The 22,409-nt window shown below is 66.7% G+C and carries 17 protein-coding genes; 9 read left to right on the top strand and 8 right to left on the bottom strand.

Annotated elements, in window-relative coordinates; genetic code table 11:
* Positions 1-143: 143 nt before the first annotated feature.
* Both C7450_RS10410 and C7450_RS10415 read left to right on the top strand, forming a co-directional pair.
* Positions 144-1,001 (top strand): transporter substrate-binding domain-containing protein, encoded by an 858-nt coding sequence (locus C7450_RS10410; RefSeq protein WP_245449596.1) that lies wholly within the window; start codon positions 144-146, stop codon positions 999-1,001.
* Positions 1,002-1,240: 239 nt separating this feature from the next.
* Positions 1,241-2,956 carry a lysine--tRNA ligase gene (locus C7450_RS10415; RefSeq protein ID WP_110374388.1) on the top strand — a complete coding sequence of 572 codons (1,716 nt, stop codon included), beginning with the start codon at positions 1,241-1,243 and terminating at the stop codon, positions 2,954-2,956.
* A gap of 50 nt (positions 2,957-3,006) precedes the next feature.
* Here C7450_RS10415 and C7450_RS10420 read toward each other — a convergent pair whose 3' ends face one another.
* Positions 3,007-3,636: a S24 family peptidase gene (locus tag C7450_RS10420; protein WP_110374389.1), complete on the bottom strand. Its 630-nt coding sequence runs from the start codon at positions 3,634-3,636 to the stop codon at positions 3,007-3,009.
* Between the two features lie 477 nt (positions 3,637-4,113).
* Between C7450_RS10420 and C7450_RS34480 the strand changes: the two genes are divergently transcribed.
* Together C7450_RS34480 and C7450_RS10430 are read left to right on the top strand one after the other, a co-directional pair.
* Positions 4,114-4,473 carry a DUF952 domain-containing protein gene (locus tag C7450_RS34480; protein WP_245449598.1) on the top strand — a complete coding sequence of 120 codons (360 nt, stop codon included), beginning with the start codon at positions 4,114-4,116 and terminating at the stop codon, positions 4,471-4,473.
* Positions 4,470-5,552 (top strand): quinone-dependent dihydroorotate dehydrogenase, encoded by a 1,083-nt coding sequence (locus C7450_RS10430; RefSeq protein WP_110374391.1) that lies wholly within the window; start codon positions 4,470-4,472, stop codon positions 5,550-5,552. Before C7450_RS34480 ends, C7450_RS10430 begins: the two co-directional genes overlap by 4 nt.
* Before the next feature lie 14 nt (positions 5,553-5,566).
* Here the strand turns inward: C7450_RS10430 and C7450_RS10435 are convergent, their stop codons facing one another.
* Positions 5,567-5,899 (bottom strand): DUF6460 domain-containing protein, encoded by a 333-nt coding sequence (locus C7450_RS10435; protein ID WP_245449600.1) that lies wholly within the window; start codon positions 5,897-5,899, stop codon positions 5,567-5,569.
* A 36-nt stretch (positions 5,900-5,935) separates the two neighbouring features.
* Here C7450_RS10435 and C7450_RS10440 point away from each other — a divergent pair, with 36 nt between their 5' ends.
* Positions 5,936-6,880: an alpha/beta hydrolase gene (locus C7450_RS10440; RefSeq protein ID WP_110374392.1), complete on the top strand. Its 945-nt coding sequence runs from the start codon at positions 5,936-5,938 to the stop codon at positions 6,878-6,880.
* A 13-nt stretch (positions 6,881-6,893) separates the two neighbouring features.
* Here the strand turns inward: C7450_RS10440 and C7450_RS10445 are convergent, their stop codons facing one another.
* From C7450_RS10445 to C7450_RS10455, 3 genes are all read right to left on the bottom strand, one after another.
* A complete protein-coding gene (locus tag C7450_RS10445; protein ID WP_110374393.1) occupies positions 6,894-7,553 on the bottom strand; it encodes a LuxR C-terminal-related transcriptional regulator in 660 nt (219 codons plus the stop codon).
* Between the two features lie 126 nt (positions 7,554-7,679).
* A complete protein-coding gene (locus tag C7450_RS10450; RefSeq protein WP_110374394.1) occupies positions 7,680-9,401 on the bottom strand; it encodes a cisplatin damage response ATP-dependent DNA ligase in 1,722 nt (573 codons plus the stop codon).
* Positions 9,398-10,477, bottom strand: coding sequence for a ligase-associated DNA damage response exonuclease (locus tag C7450_RS10455; RefSeq protein ID WP_110374395.1), 1,080 nt, complete (start codon positions 10,475-10,477; stop codon positions 9,398-9,400). Before C7450_RS10455 ends, C7450_RS10450 begins: the two co-directional genes overlap by 4 nt.
* Before the next feature lie 294 nt (positions 10,478-10,771).
* On the opposite strand from C7450_RS10455, the gene C7450_RS10460 reads away from it, so the two are divergent.
* Both C7450_RS10460 and pdeM read left to right on the top strand, forming a co-directional pair.
* Positions 10,772-13,270 carry a ligase-associated DNA damage response DEXH box helicase gene (locus C7450_RS10460; RefSeq protein ID WP_210206419.1) on the top strand — a complete coding sequence of 833 codons (2,499 nt, stop codon included), beginning with the start codon at positions 10,772-10,774 and terminating at the stop codon, positions 13,268-13,270.
* 39 nt (positions 13,271-13,309) lie between these two features.
* Positions 13,310-14,032 (top strand): ligase-associated DNA damage response endonuclease PdeM, encoded by a 723-nt coding sequence (gene pdeM, locus C7450_RS10465; protein WP_110374397.1) that lies wholly within the window; start codon positions 13,310-13,312, stop codon positions 14,030-14,032.
* A 4-nt stretch (positions 14,033-14,036) separates the two neighbouring features.
* Here the strand turns inward: pdeM and C7450_RS10470 are convergent, their stop codons facing one another.
* From C7450_RS10470 to C7450_RS10480, 3 genes are all read right to left on the bottom strand, one after another.
* Positions 14,037-14,795, bottom strand: coding sequence for a TIGR02186 family protein (locus C7450_RS10470; protein WP_110374398.1), 759 nt, complete (start codon positions 14,793-14,795; stop codon positions 14,037-14,039).
* Entirely contained in the window at positions 14,795-15,715 is a 921-nt protein-coding gene (locus C7450_RS10475) for a sulfite exporter TauE/SafE family protein (protein ID WP_110374399.1), read from the bottom strand. The genes C7450_RS10470 and C7450_RS10475 overlap by 1 nt, the downstream gene beginning before the upstream one ends.
* Positions 15,716-15,873: 158 nt before the next feature.
* Positions 15,874-18,966: an SEL1-like repeat protein gene (locus tag C7450_RS10480; RefSeq protein ID WP_146227322.1), complete on the bottom strand. Its 3,093-nt coding sequence runs from the start codon at positions 18,964-18,966 to the stop codon at positions 15,874-15,876.
* Between the two features lie 353 nt (positions 18,967-19,319).
* Here C7450_RS10480 and C7450_RS10485 point away from each other — a divergent pair, with 353 nt between their 5' ends.
* Positions 19,320-21,128 carry an acyl-CoA dehydrogenase C-terminal domain-containing protein gene (locus C7450_RS10485; protein WP_110374401.1) on the top strand — a complete coding sequence of 603 codons (1,809 nt, stop codon included), beginning with the start codon at positions 19,320-19,322 and terminating at the stop codon, positions 21,126-21,128.
* Between the two features lie 67 nt (positions 21,129-21,195).
* Positions 21,196-22,404: an acetyl-CoA C-acetyltransferase gene (locus C7450_RS10490; RefSeq protein ID WP_110374402.1), complete on the top strand. Its 1,209-nt coding sequence runs from the start codon at positions 21,196-21,198 to the stop codon at positions 22,402-22,404.
* Positions 22,405-22,409 lie beyond the last annotated feature (5 nt).

A 22,409-nucleotide genomic window follows, 5' to 3' on the forward strand; every position in this document is an offset into this window, starting at 1 on the left:
ATAGGAGTTTGGCAAGGAATGCGAGTCAAATCCGACTCGTTTCATGGTCGAATTGGCCCCTGGCTCCCGCGATGCCTGGATCAGAAATGAAGCCTTTCCCATTGCCGCATGGCCGGGCTGTTCGGTGGCCTTGGCCGCGGTTCGTGACGGCTGCCGTTCTGGCGGCTCTCCTCGTGGCGGTCTTCGGCACAGGGCCCTCCCTGAGCCAGGATGGACGTCTGCGCGCAGGCCCGGGCGAGGTTGTCGTGCCGAATTTCTGGGACCGGCAGAATTCACCCAACAAACCGGATCTCACCGGGGTCCGGGTCATCCGGTTTCTGACGGATGATTTGTATCCCCCTCTGCATTTCGCGGATGCCGAAGGACTGCCGGCGGGCTTCTCGGTGGATCTGGCGCGTGCCGTCTGTGACGTTTTGCAGGTCGCCTGCACCATTCAGGTCCGGCGTTTCGACACGCTTCTCGACTCGCTCGCTGAAAGCCGTGGCGATGTCATCGCCGCCGCCATCCCCATTCGGGAGGGGCTGCGGCAGCGTTTTACGGTGACGTCCCCCTACTACAGAACGCCGGCGCGCTTCGTGGCGCGGGCGGGAGGCGACCTGCCGGAGCCCACGGTGGAAACGCTGGTCGGCCGCACGGTGGGTGTCGTGGCGCAATCAGCCCATGGTGTCTATCTCAAGGTGATGTTCCCGGGCGCAAAGGTCGGGACCTTCCCGAACCTCGGCCTGGCGCAGGATGCGCTGCGCGACAGGAAGGTCGACTACGTCTTTGCCGATGGGTTGAGCATGGCGCTCTGGCTGAACGGCAGCGATGCTGCGGGCTGCTGCCGCTTTATCGGCGGGCCATACACCGAAAGCCGCTATTTCGGCGAAGGGGTCGGATTCATCATCCGGCGGGACGATCCCATTCTGCGCCAGGCCCTCGACTATGGCCTGCAGAAGGTATGGGAGGACGGCACCTACGCCGAGCTCTTCCTGCGCTACTTTCCCGTGAGCTTCTACTGACGCGAACGGACGCCGGCCGGTGGCCCGCCGTGCGGCCAGGGCGACGGCCACTCCAAGGGCCGCGCGCCGTCATATTTCGCGGCTCTATCCTCTTGTTCGGGCAACGCATTTCCCCAGAAACCGCGTGCACTTTGGCCGTCGATGTTCTAGTGTCCGCCGCGTTTGCGTCAGACCGGCCCTTGTCGAGCCTGCTGCCGGCAGACCCTTTCGATATCCTGAAAACCTGAAAGTTTGAGTTCATGACGACCCCTCTCGCGCTCGATCGCGGCGTTATCGATGCGGCCCGCGCATCCCAGGCCTGGCCTTTCGAAGAGGCCCGCAAGCTCATTGCACGCCTGGAGCGCTCGGGGAAAAAGGAGATCCTGTTCGAGACCGGCTACGGGCCTTCCGGCCTGCCCCATATCGGTACCTTCGGGGAAGTGGCGCGCACCTCGATGGTCCGTCATGCCTTCCGCGTGCTGACCGAGGACGAGGTGCCGACCCGCCTCGTCGCCTTCTCGGACGACATGGACGGCCTGCGCAAGGTGCCGGACAATATTCCCAACAAGGAGCTCGTCGCCGCCTATCTGGGCAAGCCGCTGACGCAGGTGCCGGACCCCTTCGGCACGCATCCGAGCTTCGGGGCGCACAATAATGCGCGTCTGCGCGCCTTTCTCGATGCCTTCGGCTTCGACTATTCCTTCCAGTCGGCCACCGAGAGCTACAAGGCGGGCATCTTCGACGCCACGCTCAGGCTGGTCCTCGAACGCTATGACGCCGTCATGGCCATCATGCTGCCGAGCCTCCGGGCGGAGCGGGCGCAAAGCTATTCGCCGTTTCTGCCCGTGCACCCGAAGACCGGCATCGTCATGCAGGTGTCGATCGACGAGGTGAAGCCGGAGGCCGGCACCATCGTCTGGCGCGATCCGGACACGGGCGAGCGCTTCGAGACACCGGTCACCGGCGGGCATGCCAAGCTGCAGTGGAAGCCGGATTGGGCGATGCGCTGGGTTGCGCTCGGCGTCGATTATGAAATGGCCGGCAAGGACCTGATCGACTCGGTCAAATTGTCGGGCCAGATCGCGCGCGCACTCGGCGCGACGCCGCCGGATGGCTTCAACTACGAGCTGTTTCTCGACGAGAAGGGCCAGAAGATCTCGAAGTCCAAGGGCAACGGCCTGACGATCGAGGATTGGCTGGCCTATGGCATGCCCGAGAGCCTGGCGCTCTTCATGTATTCCAAGCCGCGCGAGGCCAAGCGCCTCTATTTCGACGTCATCCCGCGGCAGGTCGACGAATATGCCGCCCATCTCGCCGCCTATCCCCGGCAGACGGAGCCGCAGCGGCTGTCGAACCCGGTCTGGCATATCCATGGCGGCAATCCGCCGGCGCCGGAAACCATCGCCGAAGCCGGCGACAACGGCGGGCGCAGCCAGCTGTCCTTCGCGCTGCTGCTGAATATCGTCGCGGTCGCCAATGCCGAAAGCAAGGATATGCTCTGGGGTTATATTCGCCGCTACGCACCGGGTGTCGGGCCGGAGACGCATCCGCGGCTCGATGCGCTCGTCGGTTATGCCATCCGCTATTTCCAGGACTTCGTGAAGCCGGCCAAGACCTATCGCATGCCCGACGACGAGGAGAGGGCGGCGCTTGAGACGCTCTCGGCGGCGCTCGCCGGGCTTCCGGCGGATGCCACGGCCGAGAAGATCCAGGAGGTTCTCTACGATGTGGCCCGGCCCATCCCGCGTTACCAGGACTTCAAGGCCAAGAACGCGACGCCTGAGCGGCCGGGCGTGTCAAACGCCTGGTTCAACACGATCTACCAGATCCTGCTGGGCGAGGAGCGCGGGCCGCGTTTCGGATCGTTCGTCGCCGTTTACGGCATTCCCGAAACGCGTGCGCTGATTGCAAAGGCTTTGGGCGGCGAGCTCATCGCGGAGCATCAGGCCTTCCTGGCAGCGCGCGGCACGGCCTGAGCCGCTTATCCCGGGGCTTCGCGCCGGCGAAGTCCCGGAACGGCGGCCGTCTACTGGCTCGCCCACATGACGCGGGCCATCCAGGAGACATCGGCCAGCGACAGCACGCGATCGGCATGATCCGGGTTGAGGGAGCGCAGCTCCACGGTTCTCACCGTGCGGCGCTTCAGCTCCTTCACCATCACCTCACCCTCGGTGGTGCGCACAACCACCCGGTCGCCCCGGCGCGGCGCGGCTGTGGGCGAAACGATGATGACATCGCCGTCGCGATAGAGCGGCATCATGGATTCGCCGGAAATCTCCAGCGCATAGAACCGGTCATCGCCCATGTCGGGAAAGGCGACCTCGTCCCAGCCTGTGCCCGCCGGAAACCCGCCGTCGTCGAAATAGCCACCCTGGCCGGCCTGGGCAAATCCGAGCAGTGGCAGACCGCGCGGCGCACGGCGCCCGCCGCGCTCCAGGTTCGCCATGAATTCGTCGAGGGAGGCCCCCGTTGCTTCCAGGATCTTGGCGATCGATTCCGTCGATGGCCAGCGCAGGCGGCCATCGGGACCGACGCGCTTCGACCGGTTGAGGGACGTTGGATCAAGCCCGGCCTTGCGGGCCAATCCGGATGGCGACAGGCCGTATCGCGCCGCGAGCCCATCGATGGCTGACCAGATCTGATCATGCGAGAGCATCGAAGCGGCTTTCATGCGGGGGCTAGGATTAAGCCCTTATTATAGGATAATATGCCTTTCCGCAAGAGGCGCGAGCTTGAAGAGGCGGGCATTTGGCTGGCGTTGGCATTTCGGCAGGGGGCCACAGGGACCCCCACCCCGTACCCCTCCCCGACGGATCTTGGACTTGTCCAAGATCCGCAGGCATCTACGCAAGTCGCGAAAGCTCGACTTGCGTTGGGGAGGGGGGCGGCAGCGTCGAGCCTTTACCATCAAACCGCGTGTATCGGAACGCTTTGGGGCATCAACGCGCTGTCCAGAAATCGCAACGTGGAATACTCCCCTCCCCCTTGCGGGGAGGGGTACGGGGTGGGGGACACGCGCCGCTATCAGCGTCCCGGCCGTTATCACTTAGCCTGGCCTGGCAAGCATCCCCTGCATCGACGGGTTGATCTCCGGCGGCGCCTGCCCTACCCACCTGATGAGGAGGCGCTGCCCGTGTCGACCATCAACGATATCCGTATCTACAAGATCTGCCCGGCCGCCTTGTGGCGCGAGGCCGAACGCGCCGGCGTGTTCATGGGTGCGCCGGTGGATCATGCGGACGGTTTCATCCATTTCTCGACGGCCGCACAGCTCCGCGAGACGGCGCGCCGTCATTTCGCCGGGCAGGAGGACCTCACGCTGGTTGCGATCGATCCCGCGGCACTTGGCGCGGCGTTGCGTTTCGAGCCTTCGCGCGGCGGCGATCTCTTTCCGCATCTCTACGGGACGTTGCCCCTGTCTGCCGTCCGCCGTGTCGCTCCGCTGCCGCTCGGTCCCGATGGTGCCCATGTCTTTCCGGAAGAAATCCCATGATGTCGATGCTCGCCTCCCTCGCGCGGCCCTTTCTGGCGCAGCTTGATGCCGAGACGGCGCATCGCCTGACCATCCGCGCTTTGGCCGCCCTGCCGCCTGCCACGCCCCCACAGAGCGACCCGAAGCTCAGGGTCGCGGCCTTCGGGTTGCGCTTCGCCAATCCCATCGGCCTTGCCGCCGGCTTCGACAAGAATGCTGAGGTGCCGGACGCGATGCTCGGCTTCGGTTTCGGCTTCGTCGAGGTGGGCACGCTGACGCCGCGGGCGCAGGAGGGCAACCCGCGCCCGCGCGTGTTCCGCTTGCCGGCCGACCAGGGTGTCATCAACCGGCTCGGCTTCAACAACGGTGGCCATGCCGCGGCCGAGGCACGGCTCGCGGCGCGGCGCGGCCGGGCCAACCCGTCGGCCATCCTCGGCATCAATATCGGTGCCAACAAGGATTCCGCCGATCGGGCGGCCGACTACGTGGCGGGGGTGAAGGCCCTCGCGCCCTATGCGAGCTATTTCACCGTCAATATCTCATCGCCGAACACGCCCGGACTGCGCGATCTGCAGCAGGCGGCAGCCCTCGACGATCTGCTCGCCCGCGTGATCGAGGCGCGTGACAGCGTCGGCGGCCCGCGCCGTCCGGTCATCCTCAAGATCGCGCCGGATGTGACGCTCGCCGAGCTCGACGATATCGTCAGGGTGGCCCGCTCCCGCGCGATCGACGGCATGATCGTCGGCAATACCACGATCAGCCGGCCCACGACCTTGCGGGATCCGCGCGCGAACGAGGCAGGCGGCTTGTCCGGCCAGCCGCTGTTTCCGCTGGCAACGCGCATGCTGGCCGAGACCTTCCTGCGTGTCGAAGGCGCTTTCCCGCTGATCGCGGCGGGCGGCATCTCCTCGGCCGAAACCGCCTGGCAGAAGGTTCGGGCCGGAGCGACGCTCATGCAGCTCTATAGCGCGCTGGTCTATCACGGCCCGGAACTCGTCGGCGTCATCAAGCGGGGGCTTCTCACCAGGCTTGCGACGGAAGGCGGGTCGCTCAGCGATCACATCGGCCGCGATGCCAGCGCCTGGACGCGCGAGAGTTGAATGTCGATGTCGCTCTAACGCCCCCGGCTGGTCAGGCGCAGGATGAGCCAGATCGGCACGACGATGATGGCACCATACAGCAGCCAGCGGCCCACTTCGATCAGCGTCTCCAGCCCCCGGCCGAAGATGCGATGGATGAAATTGACGATGCCGTCGACCAGGCTCAGCGGTGTGATGTCGAGAAAGGCCATGAGCGCGCCGACCAGGATCGACAGGAAGACCAGCCGCACCAGAACCGCTCCCGGCGAACCGCCGAGGAAACGTTGCAGCGAACCATTGGTCATACGCGTGCTCCTGTTGTCGACATCCGCGTCGTGCTGGACGACGATCACTCCCTGATGTTTCATCGCAGGCCCGTCCCCCGAGTGCAACCGGTCTGTCACATGCTTGATCCCGCCTTGTTCGATCCCGCAGCCGTCGATCTGGAAACGGCAAGGCTTAATGCCGACATCGTCGCCAAGGCCGACCAGGCGCCCGACCAGTGGAGCCTGCCGCCGGCGGTCATTCGCGACATGCGTGCGAGGGGTATCGGGGCCTTTCCCCTGGCGCCGAAGAGCCCGCGCGCCGAGACCGTGACGATCCCCGGCCCGGCCGGGCCGATCGCGCTGCGCATCATCGCGCCGGCAGAGCCGCGCGGCGTTTACTTCCACATTCACGGCGGTGGCTGGACCTTCGGTGGTGCCGACCTGCAGGATGGCCGGCTCGAGCGCTGGGTCGAGACGGCGGGACTGGCGTGTGTGTCCGTGGAATACCGGCTTGCGCCGGAACATCCCTATCCTGCCGGGCCCGATGATTGCGAGGCGGCGGCGCTCTGGCTGGTCAGCGAGGCCAAGAGCCGCTTCGGGACGGAGCGGCTGTTCATCGGCGGCGAATCGGCCGGGGCCCATCTGTCCGTCGTCACCTTGCTGCGCCTGCGCGACCGGCACCGGCTCACGCCCTTCCGTGCGGCCAATCTGGTGGCGGGGGCCTTCGATCTCGGCATGACCCCGAGCGCCCGGCAGTTCGGCGAGGAGAAGCTGATCCTGAGGACGCTCGATATCCACCTGTTCGTGCAGAATTTCCTGCGCAACGGCGGGGATCTGCGCGATCCCGATATTTCACCGCTCTATGGGGATCTGCGCGGCCTGCCGCCCGCGATTTTCACGATCGGCACGCGCGACGCGCTGCTCGATGACAACCTCTTCATGAGCGCACGCTGGACTGCTGCCGGCAATCGCGCCGAACTCGCGGTCTATCCCGGCGGGTGCCACGTCTTCATCGGCTTTCCCAGCGCCCTCACGGAAGAGGCCCTTTGCCGCAGCGAGGCCTTTTTCGCCGGCATCCCGTGATGCGCCGCGCCGCTCAGGCCGCGGTTCCAGTGCCGGTGACACGCCCCGCGAGGATGACAGCCTGCGTACGGCTCTCGACGCCGAGCTTTTGCAGGATCGCTGAAACATGAGCCTTCACGGTGGCCTCCGAGACGCTGAGCTCATAGGCGATCTGCTTATTGAGGAGGCCTTCCGTCAGCATCATCAGCACGCGCAACTGCTGCGGCGTCAGGCGGGAGAGACGCCTCGCGGCATCACCCACGGCCGCGTCGCCGGCGGTCGAGAGGTCGATGTCGGGCGGAACCCAGGTGTTCCCCGCCAGAACCGACCGCACCGCCTCGCCGATGCTTGCGACGCCGAGGGACTTCGGGATGAAGCCGGAAGCGCCGCAGTCCATGCAACTGCGAATCACCGCCCGGTCGTCATTGCCCGAGACGATGACGACGGGCGTGCCCGGGTATTGGGCGCGAAGATATATCAGGCCAGACAGGCGCTGGGCACCGGGAATGGCGAGATCGAGCAAGACGAGATCGACGCCCCCCTTTTCCGCCAGAACCGCAACCGCGTCGTCGAAAGTGCCAACGTCGATCACCGTCGCTTGGGGCACCAGCGTCGCAATGGTTTGTTGCAAGGCCCCGCGATAAAGCGGGTGGTCATCTGCGATGACGATCTGCACTGGTGGCTGATCGTTCAATGAATGGGCCTCCCGAATTTTGCCACATTGTTTCGCGTTGCGCCTTTCGGCGCAAGAGTTACTCTAAAAAAACGAGAAATTAGTATGATTTGGCGATCGTCGACCACATAGGACAGTGTCCTTGCCCTAATTTCGCCCTCTGAGCAAGGCTTCGAGGAATTCGATGCGGTCCGCTTCCCGGGGCGGCTTGTCCCAGCGGATGCGGCTGATGCGCGGAAAGCGCATGGCGATACCGGATTTATGCCGCGGTGAGGATTGCAGGCCTTCGAAGGCCACCTCCAGCACCAAGCCGCTGTCGCGCCCATGTACGACCTCGCGCACAGGGCCGAACCGATTGATCGTCGACTGGCGCACGAAGCGATCGAGCTGGCTCAGTTCCTCGTCGGTGAAGCCGAAATAGGCCTTGCCAACCGGCACCAGCTCTTCCTCGCCTTCAGGGCCTCGCCACACCCCGAAGGTGAAATCGGAATAGAGCGACGAGCGCTTGCCATGGCCGCGCTGGGCATACATCAGGACCGCATCGACCGTGTGGGGGTCGCGCTTCCACTTGAACCACGGCCCCTTGGGACGGCCGGGGACATAGGTGCTGTCATGGCGCTTCAGCATCAAGCCTTCGATGGCCGCGGCATCGGCGCCGCCGCCGGCCGATGCGGGATCCGCGCGGGCGGCCGTCAGCGCCTCCCAGCTTGCTGCTGGAACGAGAGGCGACAGATCGATGCGTGACGTGGCAAGGCCTGTGACGAACGCCTCCAGGCGCTCCCGGCGCCCGCGGAAGGGGAGGACGCGGAGATCCTCGCCCGCCTGCGCCAGGAGATCATAGGCCCGGATATGTGCGGGATACTCCGCCATCAGCTTCGGCGTGACGGATTTGCGATTGAGGCGCTGCTGCAGCACGTTGAAGCTCTGCACGAGCCCGTCGCGCATGATGAGCAGTTCGCCGTCGATGGCGCCGTCGAAGGCCGGATCGAGAAGGATCGCCTCGATGAGATCGGGAAAACCTCCCGAAATATCCTCACCCGTGCGTGTATAGAGCCGCACCTGCCGGCGCCCCTCGCGCTGTCCTTGGCGGCTCCCCGCCACGGCCTGGATGCGGATGCCGTCCCATTTCCATTCGGCTGAGAAATCCGCCGGGTCGAGCTTCGCGACGTCCATTTCCTCAAGGGCATGGGCCAGCATCGGCGGGCGAAAGGGAACGGCCGAGGCGCCTTCCGGCTTCTCGCCGCGCCCCTCGACCCAGGCGAACAAGGGCTCGTAGGGTGCCTCGAGCCCGTGCCAGACTTCCTCGATGGCATCCGGGTCGAGGCCGCCGAGTTCCGCCACGGCCGTCTTGGCGAGCCGTGCGGAGACCCCGACGCGCAGGCCGCCGGTGATGAGCTTCAGCAGGGCCCAGCGCCCGGTCTCGTCGAGCCCGTCGAGCCAGCCGGCGATCAGGTGAGGCAGGTCGGGCTTCAGGGTCGCGGTGAGTGCCTCGATGACTTCGGTCAGCGTCGGCGCGGGCGGGTGGTTATGTCCCCGCGAGGCGAGCCCTCGAGATCCCTCCCTTTGAGGGGAGGGATCCGGGCGGCCGGCAGGGGGAGGGCCCGGCCACATCAGGGCGACGGTTTCCGACAGGTCGCCGACATAGTCATAGGACAAAGCGAACAGCACGGGGTCCGTGCGCTCGGCGATCAGGGCACGGATGACGCCGGGCTTCGCATTGGCAAAAGACAAGGCACCGGTCAGCGCCGCGAGCGCGAAGCCGCGTTCCGGGTCCGGCGTCTCGCGGAAATAGGCCGTCATCAGCCGGAGCTTGGCATTGCGGCGCGGCTCATAGGCGAGGCGGTCGAGCAGTTCGGCGAAACGGTTCATGACGGTTTGTTCTCCGCCGGCGCCTCGCTCTCCGCTGCCGCCGCGACACCATCGGCCGCGGCTGCCTCCTCGTCGTCGCTGTAGCCGATGAGGTGCAGCGGCTTCGCTGTGAGCCCGCGGTTTGTGCACCAGTGGACGAGGGCGTCGGCCTCGCCATGGGTCACCCAGATCTCGGAGGCGCCCGTCTCGCAGACGGTCGTGCAGAGGTCTTCCCAATCGGCATGGTCGGACACCACGAGCGGCAGCTCGACGCCGCGCTGGCGGGCCCGGGCGCGCACGCGCATCCAGCCCGAGGCAAAAGCGGTGACGGGATCGGCGAAGCGGCGCGACCAGATCTCCTGGGTGGCGCTCGGCGGACAGAGGATGATCGAACCGGCGAAGCTGGTGCGGGCGGCCTCCTTGCCCGTTGGCACCTTGCGGATGTCGCCGAGCGGCACTCCGAGCGTCTCATAGAGGGCCATCAGCCGCTCCATGGCACCGTGGATATAGAGCGGCGCGTCGTGTCCCGCCGCGCGCAGGAGGGCTGCGAGCCGTTGCGCCTTGCCCAGCGAATAGGCGCCGACGAGATGGCTGCGCTCCGGAAACAGGGCGACGGAATCAAGCAGCCTGGCGACCTCGTCGCGGGCCGGCGGGTGGCGGAACACCGGCAGGCCGAAGGTCGCTTCGGTGATGAAGACGTCGCAGGCGATCGGTTCGAAAGGCGTGCAGGTCGGGTCCGGCTCGCGCTTGTAGTCGCCGGAATTGACGATGCGGCAACCGCCGGCCTCGATCAGGATCTGCGCCGAGCCGAGCACGTGACCGGCGGGATAGAAGGTGACGGTGACGTCACCGAGCCGCATCGGCTCGCCCAGCACGGCGGCCTGCCGCGTGCCGCAAAACCCTTCGCCGCACCTGACCGCCATGATCGCCAGCGTTTCCGTCGTGGCGAGCACCGCGCCATGGCCGGGCCGGGCATGGTCGGAATGGCCATGCGTGATCAGGGCCCGCGGCACGGGCCGCAGCGGGTCGATGTAAAAATCGCCGGGCGGGCAATAAAGCCCCGCGGGCGTGAGCGTGAGAAGATCGGTTGGGCGCATGGTCCTTGACAAGATAAGTCTTTCCGCGGCCATGCACAGGGTTCCGGGTTCATTGTCGCATGTGTTGCGGGAGAAACGCTTCTGGAAAGACAGCTGTGGCTTCCCTTCCCGGCGCTTCGCGCCGCCGGGAATGGCGCGGGGGGAGCCGTCGCCCGGATCCCTCGCTCACCCCACCCGACCTCGCTGACGCGAGGTCACCCTCCCCTCGAGGGGAGGGATCGAGGTGGCGTCCAATGGAGGCCAGATCCGCCAAATCCGCATACACTTTTCGGCGCAATGCACTAGATTGGGATCGTGCCCGACGCGCCGCCCATATTCCCTTTGCCGGAGCCTTTCGCCGGCTGGTTCGCCGCCCGGGGCTGGACACCGCGCGTCCATCAGCTCGAACTTCTGGCCAAGGCCGAGGCCGGCCGTTCGGCGCTGCTTGTCGCGCCGACCGGTGCCGGCAAGACGCTGGCCGGCTTTCTGCCGAGCCTCGTGGAGCTCACCGCGCGCGGCAGGCATCCCGATCTATCCCGCGGAATCCACACGCTCTATATCTCGCCCTTGAAGGCGCTGGCCGTCGATATCGCCCGCAATCTGGAAACGCCGGCGCGCGAGATGGAGCTGCCGGTGCGCGTCGAGACCCGCACGGGCGACACGCCGGCCCACAAGCGCGCGCGGCAGATCGAGCGGCCGCCGGACATCCTGCTGACGACGCCGGAGCAACTGGCGCTTCTTCTCGCCCATCGGGAAGCCGAGGCTTTCTTTGGAGGGCTGAAGCGGGTGGTCCTCGACGAATTGCATGCGCTCGTCACCTCCAAGCGGGGTGACCTGCTGTCGCTCGGTCTCGCCCGGCTCGGACGGCTCGCGCCGGGCCTCGCGGCGGTCGGCCTGTCCGCGACGGTGCGGCAGCCGGAGGTGCTCGCCCGCTACCTGCCGGGGCGGGAGCCGGCCGACATCGTCGTGGTGAAGGGAGGCGCGCCACCGGATATCGGTATCCTCGAAACGAAGGTCGCGCCGCCGCTCGCCGGCCACACCGCAGCCCATGCCATGCGCGAGATCTATGCGGCGATCCGCGACCACAAGCTCAGCCTTGTGTTCGTCAACACCCGCATGCAGGCGGAGTTCCTGTTCCAGGAGCTCTGGCACATGAATGACGACAATCTCGCCATTGCGCTGCATCACGGCTCGCTCGACGTCGGCCAGCGCCGCCGCGTCGAGGAGGCGATGGCGGCGGGACAGCTCAAGGCCGTCGTCTGCACGTCGACGCTCGATCTCGGGATCGACTGGGGCGACGTGGACCTCGTCATCAATGTGGGCGCACCCAAGGGCGCGAGCCGCCTGATGCAGCGCATCGGCCGTGCCAACCACAGGCTCGACGAGCCGTCGCAGGCTGTGCTGGTCCCGTCGAACCGCTTCGAGGTGCTGGAATGCCGGGCGGCGCTCGATGCCGTGGCCGAAGCCGCGCAGGACACGCCGGATGCGCGGGTCGGGGCGCTGGACGTGCTCGCCCAGCATATTCTCGGCATGGCCTGCGGCGCCCCCTTCGCGAGTGACGCGCTCTATGACGAGGTGCGGCAGGCGGCGCCCTATGCCGGCCTCAGCCGTGCCGATTTCGACGCCACCGTCGATTTCGTGGCGACGGGTGGCTACGCGCTCAGGAGCTACGAGCGCTTCGCCAAGATCAGACAGGGGCGCGACGGGCTCTGGCGCGTCGCCAATCCGCGCGTAGCCCAGCAGTACCGGTTGAATGTCGGCACCATCGTCGAGGCTGCGATGCTCAAGGTGCGTGTCTCGAAGCCGCGCCGGGGTGTCCAGCCCACCCAGGCCTGGATGCGCGGCGGCCGCGTGCTCGGCGAGGTGGAGGAGTATTTCGCAGAGGGCTTGTCGCCGGGCGATACCTTCGTCTTCGCCGGGGAGGTTCTGCGCTTCGAGGCCATCGTCGAGAACGAGGTGATCACCCAACGCACGGCGCCCGGCACCGATCCCAAGATCCCGTCCTATGAGGGGGGCAAGTTCCCGCTCTCGACCTTCCTTGCGGACCGCGTGCGCGCCATGCTGGCGACGCCGGACGACTGGCATCGTCTGCCCGCACCGGTCGCGAACTGGCTGGAGGGGCAGCGCCGGCTGTCGCGGTTGCCGGGTCGCGAGGGCCTCCTGGTCGAGACCTTTCCCCGCGCCGGACGGCATTTCCTCGTCTGCTACCCCTTCGAGGGGCGCCTCGCCCACCAGACGCTCGGCATGCTGCTGACCCGGCGGCTGGAGCGGGCGCGGCTCAACCCGCTCGGCTTCGTGGCCAACGACTATGGCCTTGCCGCCTGGTGCCTGTCGGACCTCGATGCCGCCATTGCCACCGACAGGCTGTCGATCAATGGGCTCTTCGGCCAGGACATGCTGGGCGACGACCTGGAGGAATGGCTTGCCGAATCGGCGCTGATGAAGCGCAGCTTCCGTCAGTGTGCCATCATCGCCGGCCTGATCGAGCGGCGCTTCCCCGCGCAGGAAAAGTCCCAGCGCCAGGTCACCATGTCGACCGATCTCGTCTACGACGTGTTGCGCCGGCACGAACCGCAGCATCTCCTCCTGCGGGCGGCGCGGGCCGATGCGGCCACGGGCCTGCTTGACCTCGCGCGCCTCGCCGGCATGCTGGGGCGCATCGAAGGTCGAATCACGCACCAGCCGCTTGAGCGGCTTTCGCCGCTGTCGATTGCGGTCATGCTCGAAATTGGCCGTGAGCTGGTCTACGGCGAGGCTTCGGAGGCGATCCTGGCGGATGCGGAGGCGAGCCTTGTCGAGGAGGCGATGGGCTGAAGCGCGGCCACGGATGATGGGCAGGACGTCGGTTTGAGCATGGTGGTGGCGAGAGACGACGAGGTCGCCGGGCAGGACACTGCCGGTGCGCTGGTGCTCGGCCTCCATGCCGCCAAGGCCGATCCGAGCGGGGCCCTGTTCCTGTGCGAGGCACAGATGCTCGTGGTGGCTGATCTTCACCTCGAGAAAGGGTCATCCTATGCGCGGCGCCGCATCTTCCTGCCGCCTTATGACACGCGTGCCACGCTGGAGCGGCTGGCGGCGGTGATCGACACCCACGCGCCGCGTATCGTCGTCGCCCTCGGCGACAGCTTCCACGACGATGGCGGCGGATCGCGGCTCGATGCCGGAGATTGGGAACGGCTGGCGACCTTGCAGCGCGGCCGCCAGTGGATCTGGATCACGGGCAATCATGATCCCTCACCGCCGGCCGGCGTCGGCGGCGACGTGGTCGCGGAGATCGCCACCGGCGGCATAGCCTTGCGGCATGTCCCGGGCAGTGCGCCGGATTGCCGTGCGGCTTTCGAGCTTGCGGGCCATCTCCACCCGGTCGCCAAGGTCGCGGCGCGCGGCCAGGTCGTCCGTCGTCGCTGCTTTGCCTTCGGGCCGCGGCGCGGCATTCTGCCGGCGTTCGGCGCCTATGCGGGCGGCCTCAATGTGCGGGACAGGGCCTTCGCGCCGCTCTTTCCCGATGGGCTGACGGCGCATGTGCTGGGTCGCCGCACCTTCGCCATCGCTGCGCCCCGACTGCTGCCGGATTGAGCGGTCACTCGCGGCGGAAGACGACGGTGGCGAGCCAGCCCAGGACGAGCGCGCTCGCAGCGGCGATGAGGCCGTAGATGAAGCCATGGTCGCGCGCCAGCACGACGGTGGCCTGTTCGAATCCGGTTTTCTCGACCTCGAAATTGGTCGATTGGCGCGATAGCGGGACCCCATCGGACAAGAGGATCGTCTCCACCTCGTAGAGGCCGGTAGGCGCGATGGCCGGCAGGTCGATCTTCGCCCGGAAGAGGTTCTGCGTCAGGAAAACGACCCCCTCGGGATCCTCCTGAAACAGACCCTGCTGGCGCCGGAGCCGGATGAAGGCTTCGACGAAATCCTCGCCCATAAGGTTCGGGCCCGGCAGCGGGGAGGCGAACTCGGCCTCCAACCCCAGCTTCAGCCGTTCGCGCATGGGCGCCGCCGCGATGTCGTCGATCGCGCGGGAACTCACGACCGCCAGATAGACCGGCTGATCGACGAAGCGGCGCTGTCCCCGGGTGATCCAGAGCGGGCCGAGCGGCTCCTTCTCGCGCACCAGCGCCGTGCGGCGGGGCCCGCGTACCGTGACGACGAGATCGTAAGGTCCGGCGCGCGGCGCCGTGCGGGCATCGCGCTCGATCGAGCCGAACAGGATGAGGGAGGCCCCGGTGTAGTTGGAGTTGATCGCGACGCGATAGGTCGACAGCGAGGTGACGAGCGTCTCCGCCGTCGCTGTCGCCATGCTGGCGAGACAGATGAGAAGGGCCAGCGCGCTCCGTTTCATCAGTTGTCCAGCGTCACGAGGGAGAATGTCTCCTCCGGCTTCAGGACGATGTCGCCCGCGAAACGGATGCCGACGGCGAGAATGAGCAAGGCAAGCAGCAGGCGGAACGCGTCGCCGCGCAGGTTCCTTCCTGCGATGGCGCCGAACTGCGCGCCCATGACGCCGCCGACGATGAGGAGCAGCGCCAGAACGAGATCGACGGAATGGTTGGAGGTGGCGTGCATGATGGTCGCCGCCACCATCGTGAGCAGGATCTGGAACAGCGAGGTGCCCACCACGACGGCCGCGGGAATGCGAAACAGGTAGATCAGCGCGGGGACGGCGATGAAGCCGCCGCCGATCCCGAGAACCGCGCCGACAAAGGCGATGAGAAGCGCGAGCAGTGCGAGCGGTATGACGCTGCCGTAGAGCTTCGACTGGTGAAAGCGCATCTTCAGGGGCAGGCCGAGGTACCAGGGATGCTCGCCCGAGCGGCGCGCGGGGCGGCGTATACCCTTGCGTTTCAGCCACATCGCCCTGAGGCTTTCGAACAGCATCAGCCCGCCGATGATGCCGAACAGCACGACATAGGCGATGGCGATGATGACATCGAGCTGGCCGAGCCGGCGCATCACGTTGAAGAACCAGACGCCGAGCACCGTGCCGATCAGGCCGCCGCCGGCCAAGACGAGGCCGAGCCTCATATCGACGGCGCGTCTTCGCCAGTAGCCGATGGAGCCGGTCATCGAGGAGGCAGCGATCTGGGCGGCCTGGGTCGCCACGGCGATGGCGGTGGGGATGCCGATGAAGATGAGCAGCGGTGTCATCACGAAGCCGCCGCCCACACCGAACAGGCCGGAAATGAAACCGACACCGCCGCCCATGGCCAGCAGCAGCAACCAGTTCACCGAGACATCGGCGATGGGGAGATAGATCTGCACGACGCGCCTTACACCAACGGGATCAACCCATAGCACTACGCTCCAGCGTCGTGGGGAACGGCGCCGGTCTCAAGAATATGGCGCATAGCTCTTGGAGAAGGTCGATCAACCCCGTGGACTACGCGTTTGTCTCACGGTTACTCCCCCGCAGGGAAAGGTCAACCGCGCGATTTCGTCTTGCCACCTGTGCTGGCATCGCCAGTCGTGCCTCTGGGGACGGACGGCTTGTTCCATTCGGGCGATACCTCGACCGTATTGGCGGCCGGGTCCGGCGTCTTCACCACCCATTGGTCGGCGGCGGCGCGCGCCAGTGTGAGATCCGTCGGGGACAGGCGGGCTCCGACGCTGTCACGCTTTTCGGCCGCATCAGCGTCGCCGTTCTCCGCGAGAATAGCGAACCATGTGTAGGACTGTGCGAGGTCGGCCTCCATGCCGAGGCCGCGGGCGGCGAGGATCGCCAGATTGAACTGGCTGTCGCGGACGCCGAGCTCGGCGGCCTTGCGGAACCATTTCACCGCTGTCGGATAGTCGGGCTTGCCGCTGACGCCTTCCGCATAGAGCACCGCCAGATTGTGCATGGCTTTCGCGTTGCCGGCCTCGGCGGCTCGCTGGTACCATTCGCGTGCCTTGGCGAGATCCCGATCGACACCGAAGCCCTTCTCATAGTGATTGGCGATGCGATACTGGGCCGGCGCGAAACCGGCTTCCGCCTGCGCCTCGAACAGCCGCGCGGCCATCTTCATGTCCCGCGGCATGCCGCGCCCTTCCGCCAGCCGCGACGCGAGTTCATAGACTGCCGCCGCATTTCCCTTCTCGGCAGCCTGCCGCAGGGCTTCCGTGCCGATGCTGGCCGGGATGCCGGCAAGCATGCCCTTGGGCAGGGCGGTCGTCATCTCGCGCGGCTTTGCCGATTCGGGAGCCGCGTCCAAAGCGGCGGCCTTGGTCTTTGGGGCGAGCGCCTCAGGCAATGGCTTGATGGAGCCCGTGGTCATGGCGGCGTCCGCGCTGGCGGCAGGGGGCTCGGGGGGCTGCGCCAGGGGATTGGCGAAGTCGCTCAACACCAGCGGGTGGACGGGGCCTGATCCCGCCGCGTCCGTGATCTGCGCGTCGGGCGCGTGCGGGGTTGTTCCATGCGCACTGGGCTGCAGCGCAAGCGGGCTGGGCAAGGCGCTTTGCGGCTGGGCCAGGGCGAGGCCCGACATATCCGCGGCAGGCTCACGTGAAACGGCGCCGTGCTGCCCCATTGCGGGAGGTGCCGTCCCGTCGTTCGACAGGCGCCCATAGGACACGATCAGTTGCGCGGCGCCGATCGCAATCACCAGCGCGGCGATGCCGAAAACCACGTTGCGACGGCGTGTCGTGCCATGACGCAGGCGCTCGATCAGGGATTCGCCGCGCCCGCGCACCATCGTCGCGGCGTCGGCTTTCGCCGCGGCGGGACCTGGCCTGCCCGAAGCCGTCTGTTCGGGGCTGACGCCTGGCGCGGCGGCCGGGCCCGCCATTTCCAGGGTTGCCGTCTGGGCGGCGCGGCGTGCGGCGGCGATGAAGCTCGACTTGACATCCGGGGTGGCGGTTGGCGCCGTCTCGGTGCCTGCCGCGCGTGCGGGTTCCGCGTGGCGCGACGCTGCCGTGGCGGGAATGGCTTCGCGATCAGTTGCAAGGATCTGCGCTGCCTGCGTCTCAAAAAGTGCACGCGAAAGGTCGGGCTTGCGGCCCAGGGCACGTTCGGATTCCATGAGCGCGAGGCGCTGGACCACCAGCTCCAGCGTCTGATGCACGGCACGGAGGGTGTCCTGCGTGCGCTCGCTCGCGGCGCTGTGCACAGATTTGAGGTCGGCTATGTCGGCCTTGAGGCCGTTCATATCGCCCGTGCCGTCCCAAATCTTCGCGCCGAGGGCCTCCGTCACCGCAGTGCGCGTCGCGAATTCGACGGACTGGATGGCGTCCTTCTGCATGCCCTGCGCGCGATCGACGAGGCCAATCATGAGCGCCTCGAGATCGGCCAGCTTTTTGTCGAGCGTGGCGTCGGTCGGCTTGCTGCGCAGCGCCTCGTCGACCCGGCGCGCCAAATGCGCGATCTGCGTTTCGAGCGCGTCGAGGCTTTCCGGGTCGAGTGCGTTGCCCTGGTCCGATTCAAGCCGCGCGGCGACGGCGGCGAGCAATTGCTCGACGCGCTCGACATCGACGGGACGTTTCGGATGCGCGATATGGGCGTCGATGCGGTCGAGCCGTTCGATCACGCCGTCCAATGCGGGGAATCGGCCGGGTACGAGCAGCGCGTCGATCTTCTCCGTCAGCGTCTCCAGCCGTTCCGTGAAATCCGCCGTGTGGCCGCTTGCGACGGCCTGATCCGAGGACGTGGCCGGCCCGCTTGCGGAGCCGGTCGCCCCATGGGCAGGACGGGCCTTGTCAGTGTCGTCCATGGCGGCGTCTTCCGTGTCGGCCAGCGTGTCGGCCCGGGTGGTGGCCAGCGTGTCGGCCAGCGTGTCGGCGATGTCCCTTTCGCCTTCTTCCGACAGTCTGGCCTGCCGGCGGCGGATCTCGGCGATGGTCGCCGCGAAGCGGTCGCTGTCCGTATCACCACTGCCGGGGCGGGTGATGGGCTCGTGAAAGGGAGTCGCCCCACGCAGGCTCATGGCCTTGCGGGGCGAGGCGGCCGGCTCCTGCTGGTCGCCACTTTCGCTATATCCGTCATCGACATGTCTCGCGGCCTCCCGCCGGGGCGCGATCGCCGCGCTCGCATCCGGACCCAGCCGAACGATGATGTCGGTCAATCGCGTTTCGAGCGTACGCAACATGTCTTCCGCCGCGGTTGCACCGGACGGTTGTACCGCCGCGGTGAGGGACTCCAAACGTTGTTCAAGCTTCTCGACCACGGACAGCATCGGCTGCGATGCCTGTTCGCTATCAAGACGTGCTTCCATGGCATCGAGGCGCTTGGCGACGCTCTCGAGCAGATTTTCGAGATCGCCCGGGCTACGCTGCGCTCCCTCCTGGGGAGCCGCCGCCTGGGCCTTCAGCGCCGCGGTTTCGCGGGAAAGCCGATCGGCCGCATCCGCAAAGATATCCTGCGATTCGCTGTCGAAGGAGAAGCGATGGAGACCGCCGCCGCCACCCGGCTGCGTCGTCTCCGCGATCATACTGTTCAGCCACGCACCCAGCGTCATGCCGGCCTTGCGCGCGGCATCCTTTGCGGCCTCGCGGGCTTGCGGATCGATCCCTTTGACACTCCAGGGAACGTTTTGAGTCATGATCGCAAAGGTCCTCGTGCGGTCACGTGCTATCGCAGACATCCTTCTGAATTGGGGCCGCCGCGACGCCACAAAACGGGCGGGACCAAAAGTCTGCCTCGCCGCCCTACTCTTTTCAATTTACGGTTAACAACCAGTTAACGAATAACGTGGATGCTTGCACCGAATGGTTGTAGTGTTCGCAAATCGCGTGTTTTCTCTGATCGATCCTTGCATGGCGGTGTTTTCCGCCTGTCGTCCGCTTCCTGTGGACGGGAAGCGAATGTACCATTCGTGTGCGCAGAATTGGCAAATGCCCGGGCCCTTCCTAGCTTACAGAGAGTGGGGGACGTTCCGTGGGAGGAGACACTATCGTGCCGAGCTACAAGGCGCCTTTGGACGACGTGCTGTTCCTGATCAACGACGTGTTTCCTCTCGATGGCTACAACCATCTCGATGCCTTTGCCGAAGTGACGCCGGAGCTTGCCGGGGCGGTGCTGACAGAAGCTGCCAGGATCACCGAAGAGGCATTTGCGCCTCTCAATGCCACGGGCGACCGGCAGGGCTGCCGCCGTGATTCTGCCGGCAGCGTGCGGACGCCGGAAGGCTTCGCCGAGGCTTATGGAGCCTTCGTGAAGGGCGGCTGGGTAGGCTTGGCCACACCGCCGGATTATGGCGGACAGGGGCTGCCCTATACCTTTGCGGCCATCGTCAACGAATTCGCCTCATCCGCCAACATGGCGCTCGCCATGTATCCCGGTCTAACGCAAGGGGCGATCGCGGCGATCCTGCTGCACGGCACGGCGGAGCAGAAGGCGCTTTACCTGCCGCCGATGGTGTCGGGGGCCTGGACGGGCACTATGAACCTCACCGAGCCGCAATGCGGCACGGATCTCGGCCTCATCCGCACCAAGGCCGAGCGCAAGGGGGATGGCACCTATGCCATCACCGGCACCAAGATCTTCATTTCGGCGGGCGAGCATGATCTTGCCGGCAATATCGTCCATCTCGTTCTCGCCCGCGTGGAAGGGGCGCCATCCGGCACAAAGGGCCTCAGCCTGTTCATCGTGCCGAAATTCATGGCGGCCAACGGCGGCGTCAGGGGCGCACGCAACCGCGTGAGCTGCGGCTCGATCGAAGACAAGATGGGCATTCACGGCAATGCCACCTGCGTGATGAACTACGAGGGGGCGACGGGGTGGCTGCTCGGCGAGGAGAATCGCGGCCTCAATGCCATGTTCACGATGATGAACGAGGCGCGGCTCGGCGTCGGCATCCAGGGCCTGGCGCTCTCCGAGGTCGCCTATCAGAACGCCGCGACCTATGCGCGCGAGCGCCTGCAGGGACGCGCGCTGACCGGCGCGGCCTTTCCGGCGCAGGCGGCCGATCCCATCATCGTCCATCCGGACGTTCGCCGCACGCTCCTGTCCATCAAGGCCTTCAACGCGGCGGCGCGGGCGCTGGTGGTGTGGACATCGCTCAAGGCCGATGTCGCGCGCCAGGCGACCGACGAGGCCGAGCGCCAGGCGGCTGAGGACCATCTCGGGCTGCTGACGCCCGTCATCAAGGGCGTGCTCACGGACATCGGCTTCGACAACACGGTCAAAGCCCAGCAGATGTTCGGCGGGCACGGCTATATCGTCGAGACCGGCGTGGAGCAGTTCGTGCGCGATGCCCGCATCGCCATGCTCTACGAGGGCGCCAACGGCATTCAGGCGATCGACCTCGTCGGCCGCAAGCTGCCGCGGGATGCCGGCCGCGCCATGCTCGCCTTCTTTGCGGAGGTCTCCGGCTTCTTGAAGGAGAACGCGGCGCATGATGGGGTGCAGCCCTACGTCGCCGGCATGAAAACCGCGCTGGACCACCTGCAGGACGCCTCCATGTGGTTCATGCGCAATGCGCTCGGCAAGCCCGACAATGCCGGTGCGGGCTCGACCGACTACATGCATCTCTTCGGGCTCGTGGCGCTGGGCTATATGTCCCTCAGGATTGCCAAGGCCGCCGCGGACAAGCTGGCCGCCGCGCGCGCGGCGAATGACGATTCGGCGACCGGGCCGATGGAGGCCCGGCTGACAACGACCCGTTTCTTCATGGAGCGGATGCTGCCGGAGACCGCGGTGCGGCTCAATCGCGTGACTGCCGGTGCAGAGGGCATCATGGCGATGCCCGCAGAGATGTTCTGACGGCGAAGAGCCTGACCGACGCGCAACGTGGTGGCCGGTGTGGCACCGGCCGCAAGGGAGATCCGAGATGCCCGATGCCTTCATCTACGACCACGTTCGCACGCCGCGCGGACGCGGCAAGCCGGATGGCGCGTTGCACCAAGTGTCGTCGGTGGCGCTCGCAGCCGGTGCGCTCTCCGCCCTCAAGGAGCGCAACGGGCTCGATACACGCCTCATCGATGATGTCATTCTCGGCTGTGTCGATCCTGTCGGCGAGGCCGGCGGCGATATCGCGCGCGCGGCCGTGTTCCTCGCGGACTATGGCAGTCACGTGCCCGGCATGCAGATCAACCGCTTCTGCGCGTCGGGGCTCGATGCCGTGAATATTGCCGCGGCGCAGGTGCTGTCCGGGCAGCACGAGCTCGCCATCGGCGGCGGCATCGAATCCATGAGCCGCGTCGGTATCGGCGCCTCGGGCGGTGCCTGGCCCGTCGATCCGGCGGTCGCGGTGAAGTCCTATTTCATGCCGCAGGGCGTTTCGGCGGATCTCATCGCCACGCGCTACGGCTTTTCCCGCGAGGCGGTGGATGCCTACGCCGTCGAGAGCCAGCGGCGCGCGGCCCTGGCCTGGCGCGAAGGGCGCTTCGCCAAATCCGTCGTACCGGTCAAGGATGTGAACGGCCTTGTCCTACTCGCCCGCGACGAACATATGCGGCCCGACACGACGCTGGAAACGCTGGCGGCACTCAAACCTTCCTTCGCGCAGATGGGAGAGCTCGGCGGCTTCGATGCGGTCGGCATTGCCGCCCATCCGGAGATCGAGGCCATCGACCATGTGCACCACGCGGGCAATTCCTCCGGTATCGTCGATGGTGCGGCCGCCGTGCTCATCGGCTCCGCCGCGGCCGGACGGGCCATGGGCCTGAAGCCCCGCGCGCGCATCCGGGCCTTCGCCAATATCGGCTCCGACCCTGCCTTCATGCTGACCGGGCCCGTGGACGTGACGCGCAAGCTCCTGGACCGGTCCGGGCTGTCGCTGTCCGATATCGATCTGTTTGAGGTCAACGAAGCCTTCGCGGCGGTGGTCCTGCGCTATCTCCAGGCCTTCGACCTCGATCCGGCGATCGTCAACGTGAACGGCGGCGCGATCGCCATGGGGCATCCGCTCGGCGCGACCGGCGCGATGATCCTCGGCACGGCGCTCGACGAACTCGAGCGGCGCCAGGCTTCGACGGCGCTCGTCACATTGTGCATCGGCGCGGGCATGGGGACTGCCACCGTCATCGAGAGGATGTGACCGGC

Origin of the sequence: Chelatococcus asaccharovorans (genome assembly GCF_003201475.1) — a bacterium.
GTDB classification, from domain to species: Bacteria; Pseudomonadota; Alphaproteobacteria; order Rhizobiales; family Beijerinckiaceae; genus Chelatococcus; species Chelatococcus asaccharovorans.

Coding starts and splice junctions, on each gene's coding strand:
- C7450_RS10430 (WP_110374391.1), top strand. CDS start 4,470: ATGATGTCGATGCTCGCCTCCCTCGCGCGGCCCTTTCTGGCGCAGCTT.
- pdeM (WP_110374397.1), top strand. CDS start 13,310: ATGGTGGTGGCGAGAGACGACGAGGTCGCCGGGCAGGACACTGCCGGT.
- C7450_RS10490 (WP_110374402.1), top strand. CDS start 21,196: ATGCCCGATGCCTTCATCTACGACCACGTTCGCACGCCGCGCGGACGC.
- C7450_RS10450 (WP_110374394.1), bottom strand. CDS start 9,401: ATGAACCGTTTCGCCGAACTGCTCGACCGCCTCGCCTATGAGCCGCGC.
- C7450_RS10480 (WP_146227322.1), bottom strand. CDS start 18,966: ATGACTCAAAACGTTCCCTGGAGTGTCAAAGGGATCGATCCGCAAGCC.
- C7450_RS10440 (WP_110374392.1), top strand. CDS start 5,936: ATGCTTGATCCCGCCTTGTTCGATCCCGCAGCCGTCGATCTGGAAACG.
- C7450_RS10455 (WP_110374395.1), bottom strand. CDS start 10,477: ATGCGCCCAACCGATCTTCTCACGCTCACGCCCGCGGGGCTTTATTGC.
- C7450_RS10470 (WP_110374398.1), bottom strand. CDS start 14,795: ATGAAACGGAGCGCGCTGGCCCTTCTCATCTGTCTCGCCAGCATGGCG.
- C7450_RS10415 (WP_110374388.1), top strand. CDS start 1,241: ATGACGACCCCTCTCGCGCTCGATCGCGGCGTTATCGATGCGGCCCGC.
- C7450_RS10420 (WP_110374389.1), bottom strand. CDS start 3,636: ATGCTCTCGCATGATCAGATCTGGTCAGCCATCGATGGGCTCGCGGCG.
- C7450_RS10435 (WP_245449600.1), bottom strand. CDS start 5,899: ATGAAACATCAGGGAGTGATCGTCGTCCAGCACGACGCGGATGTCGAC.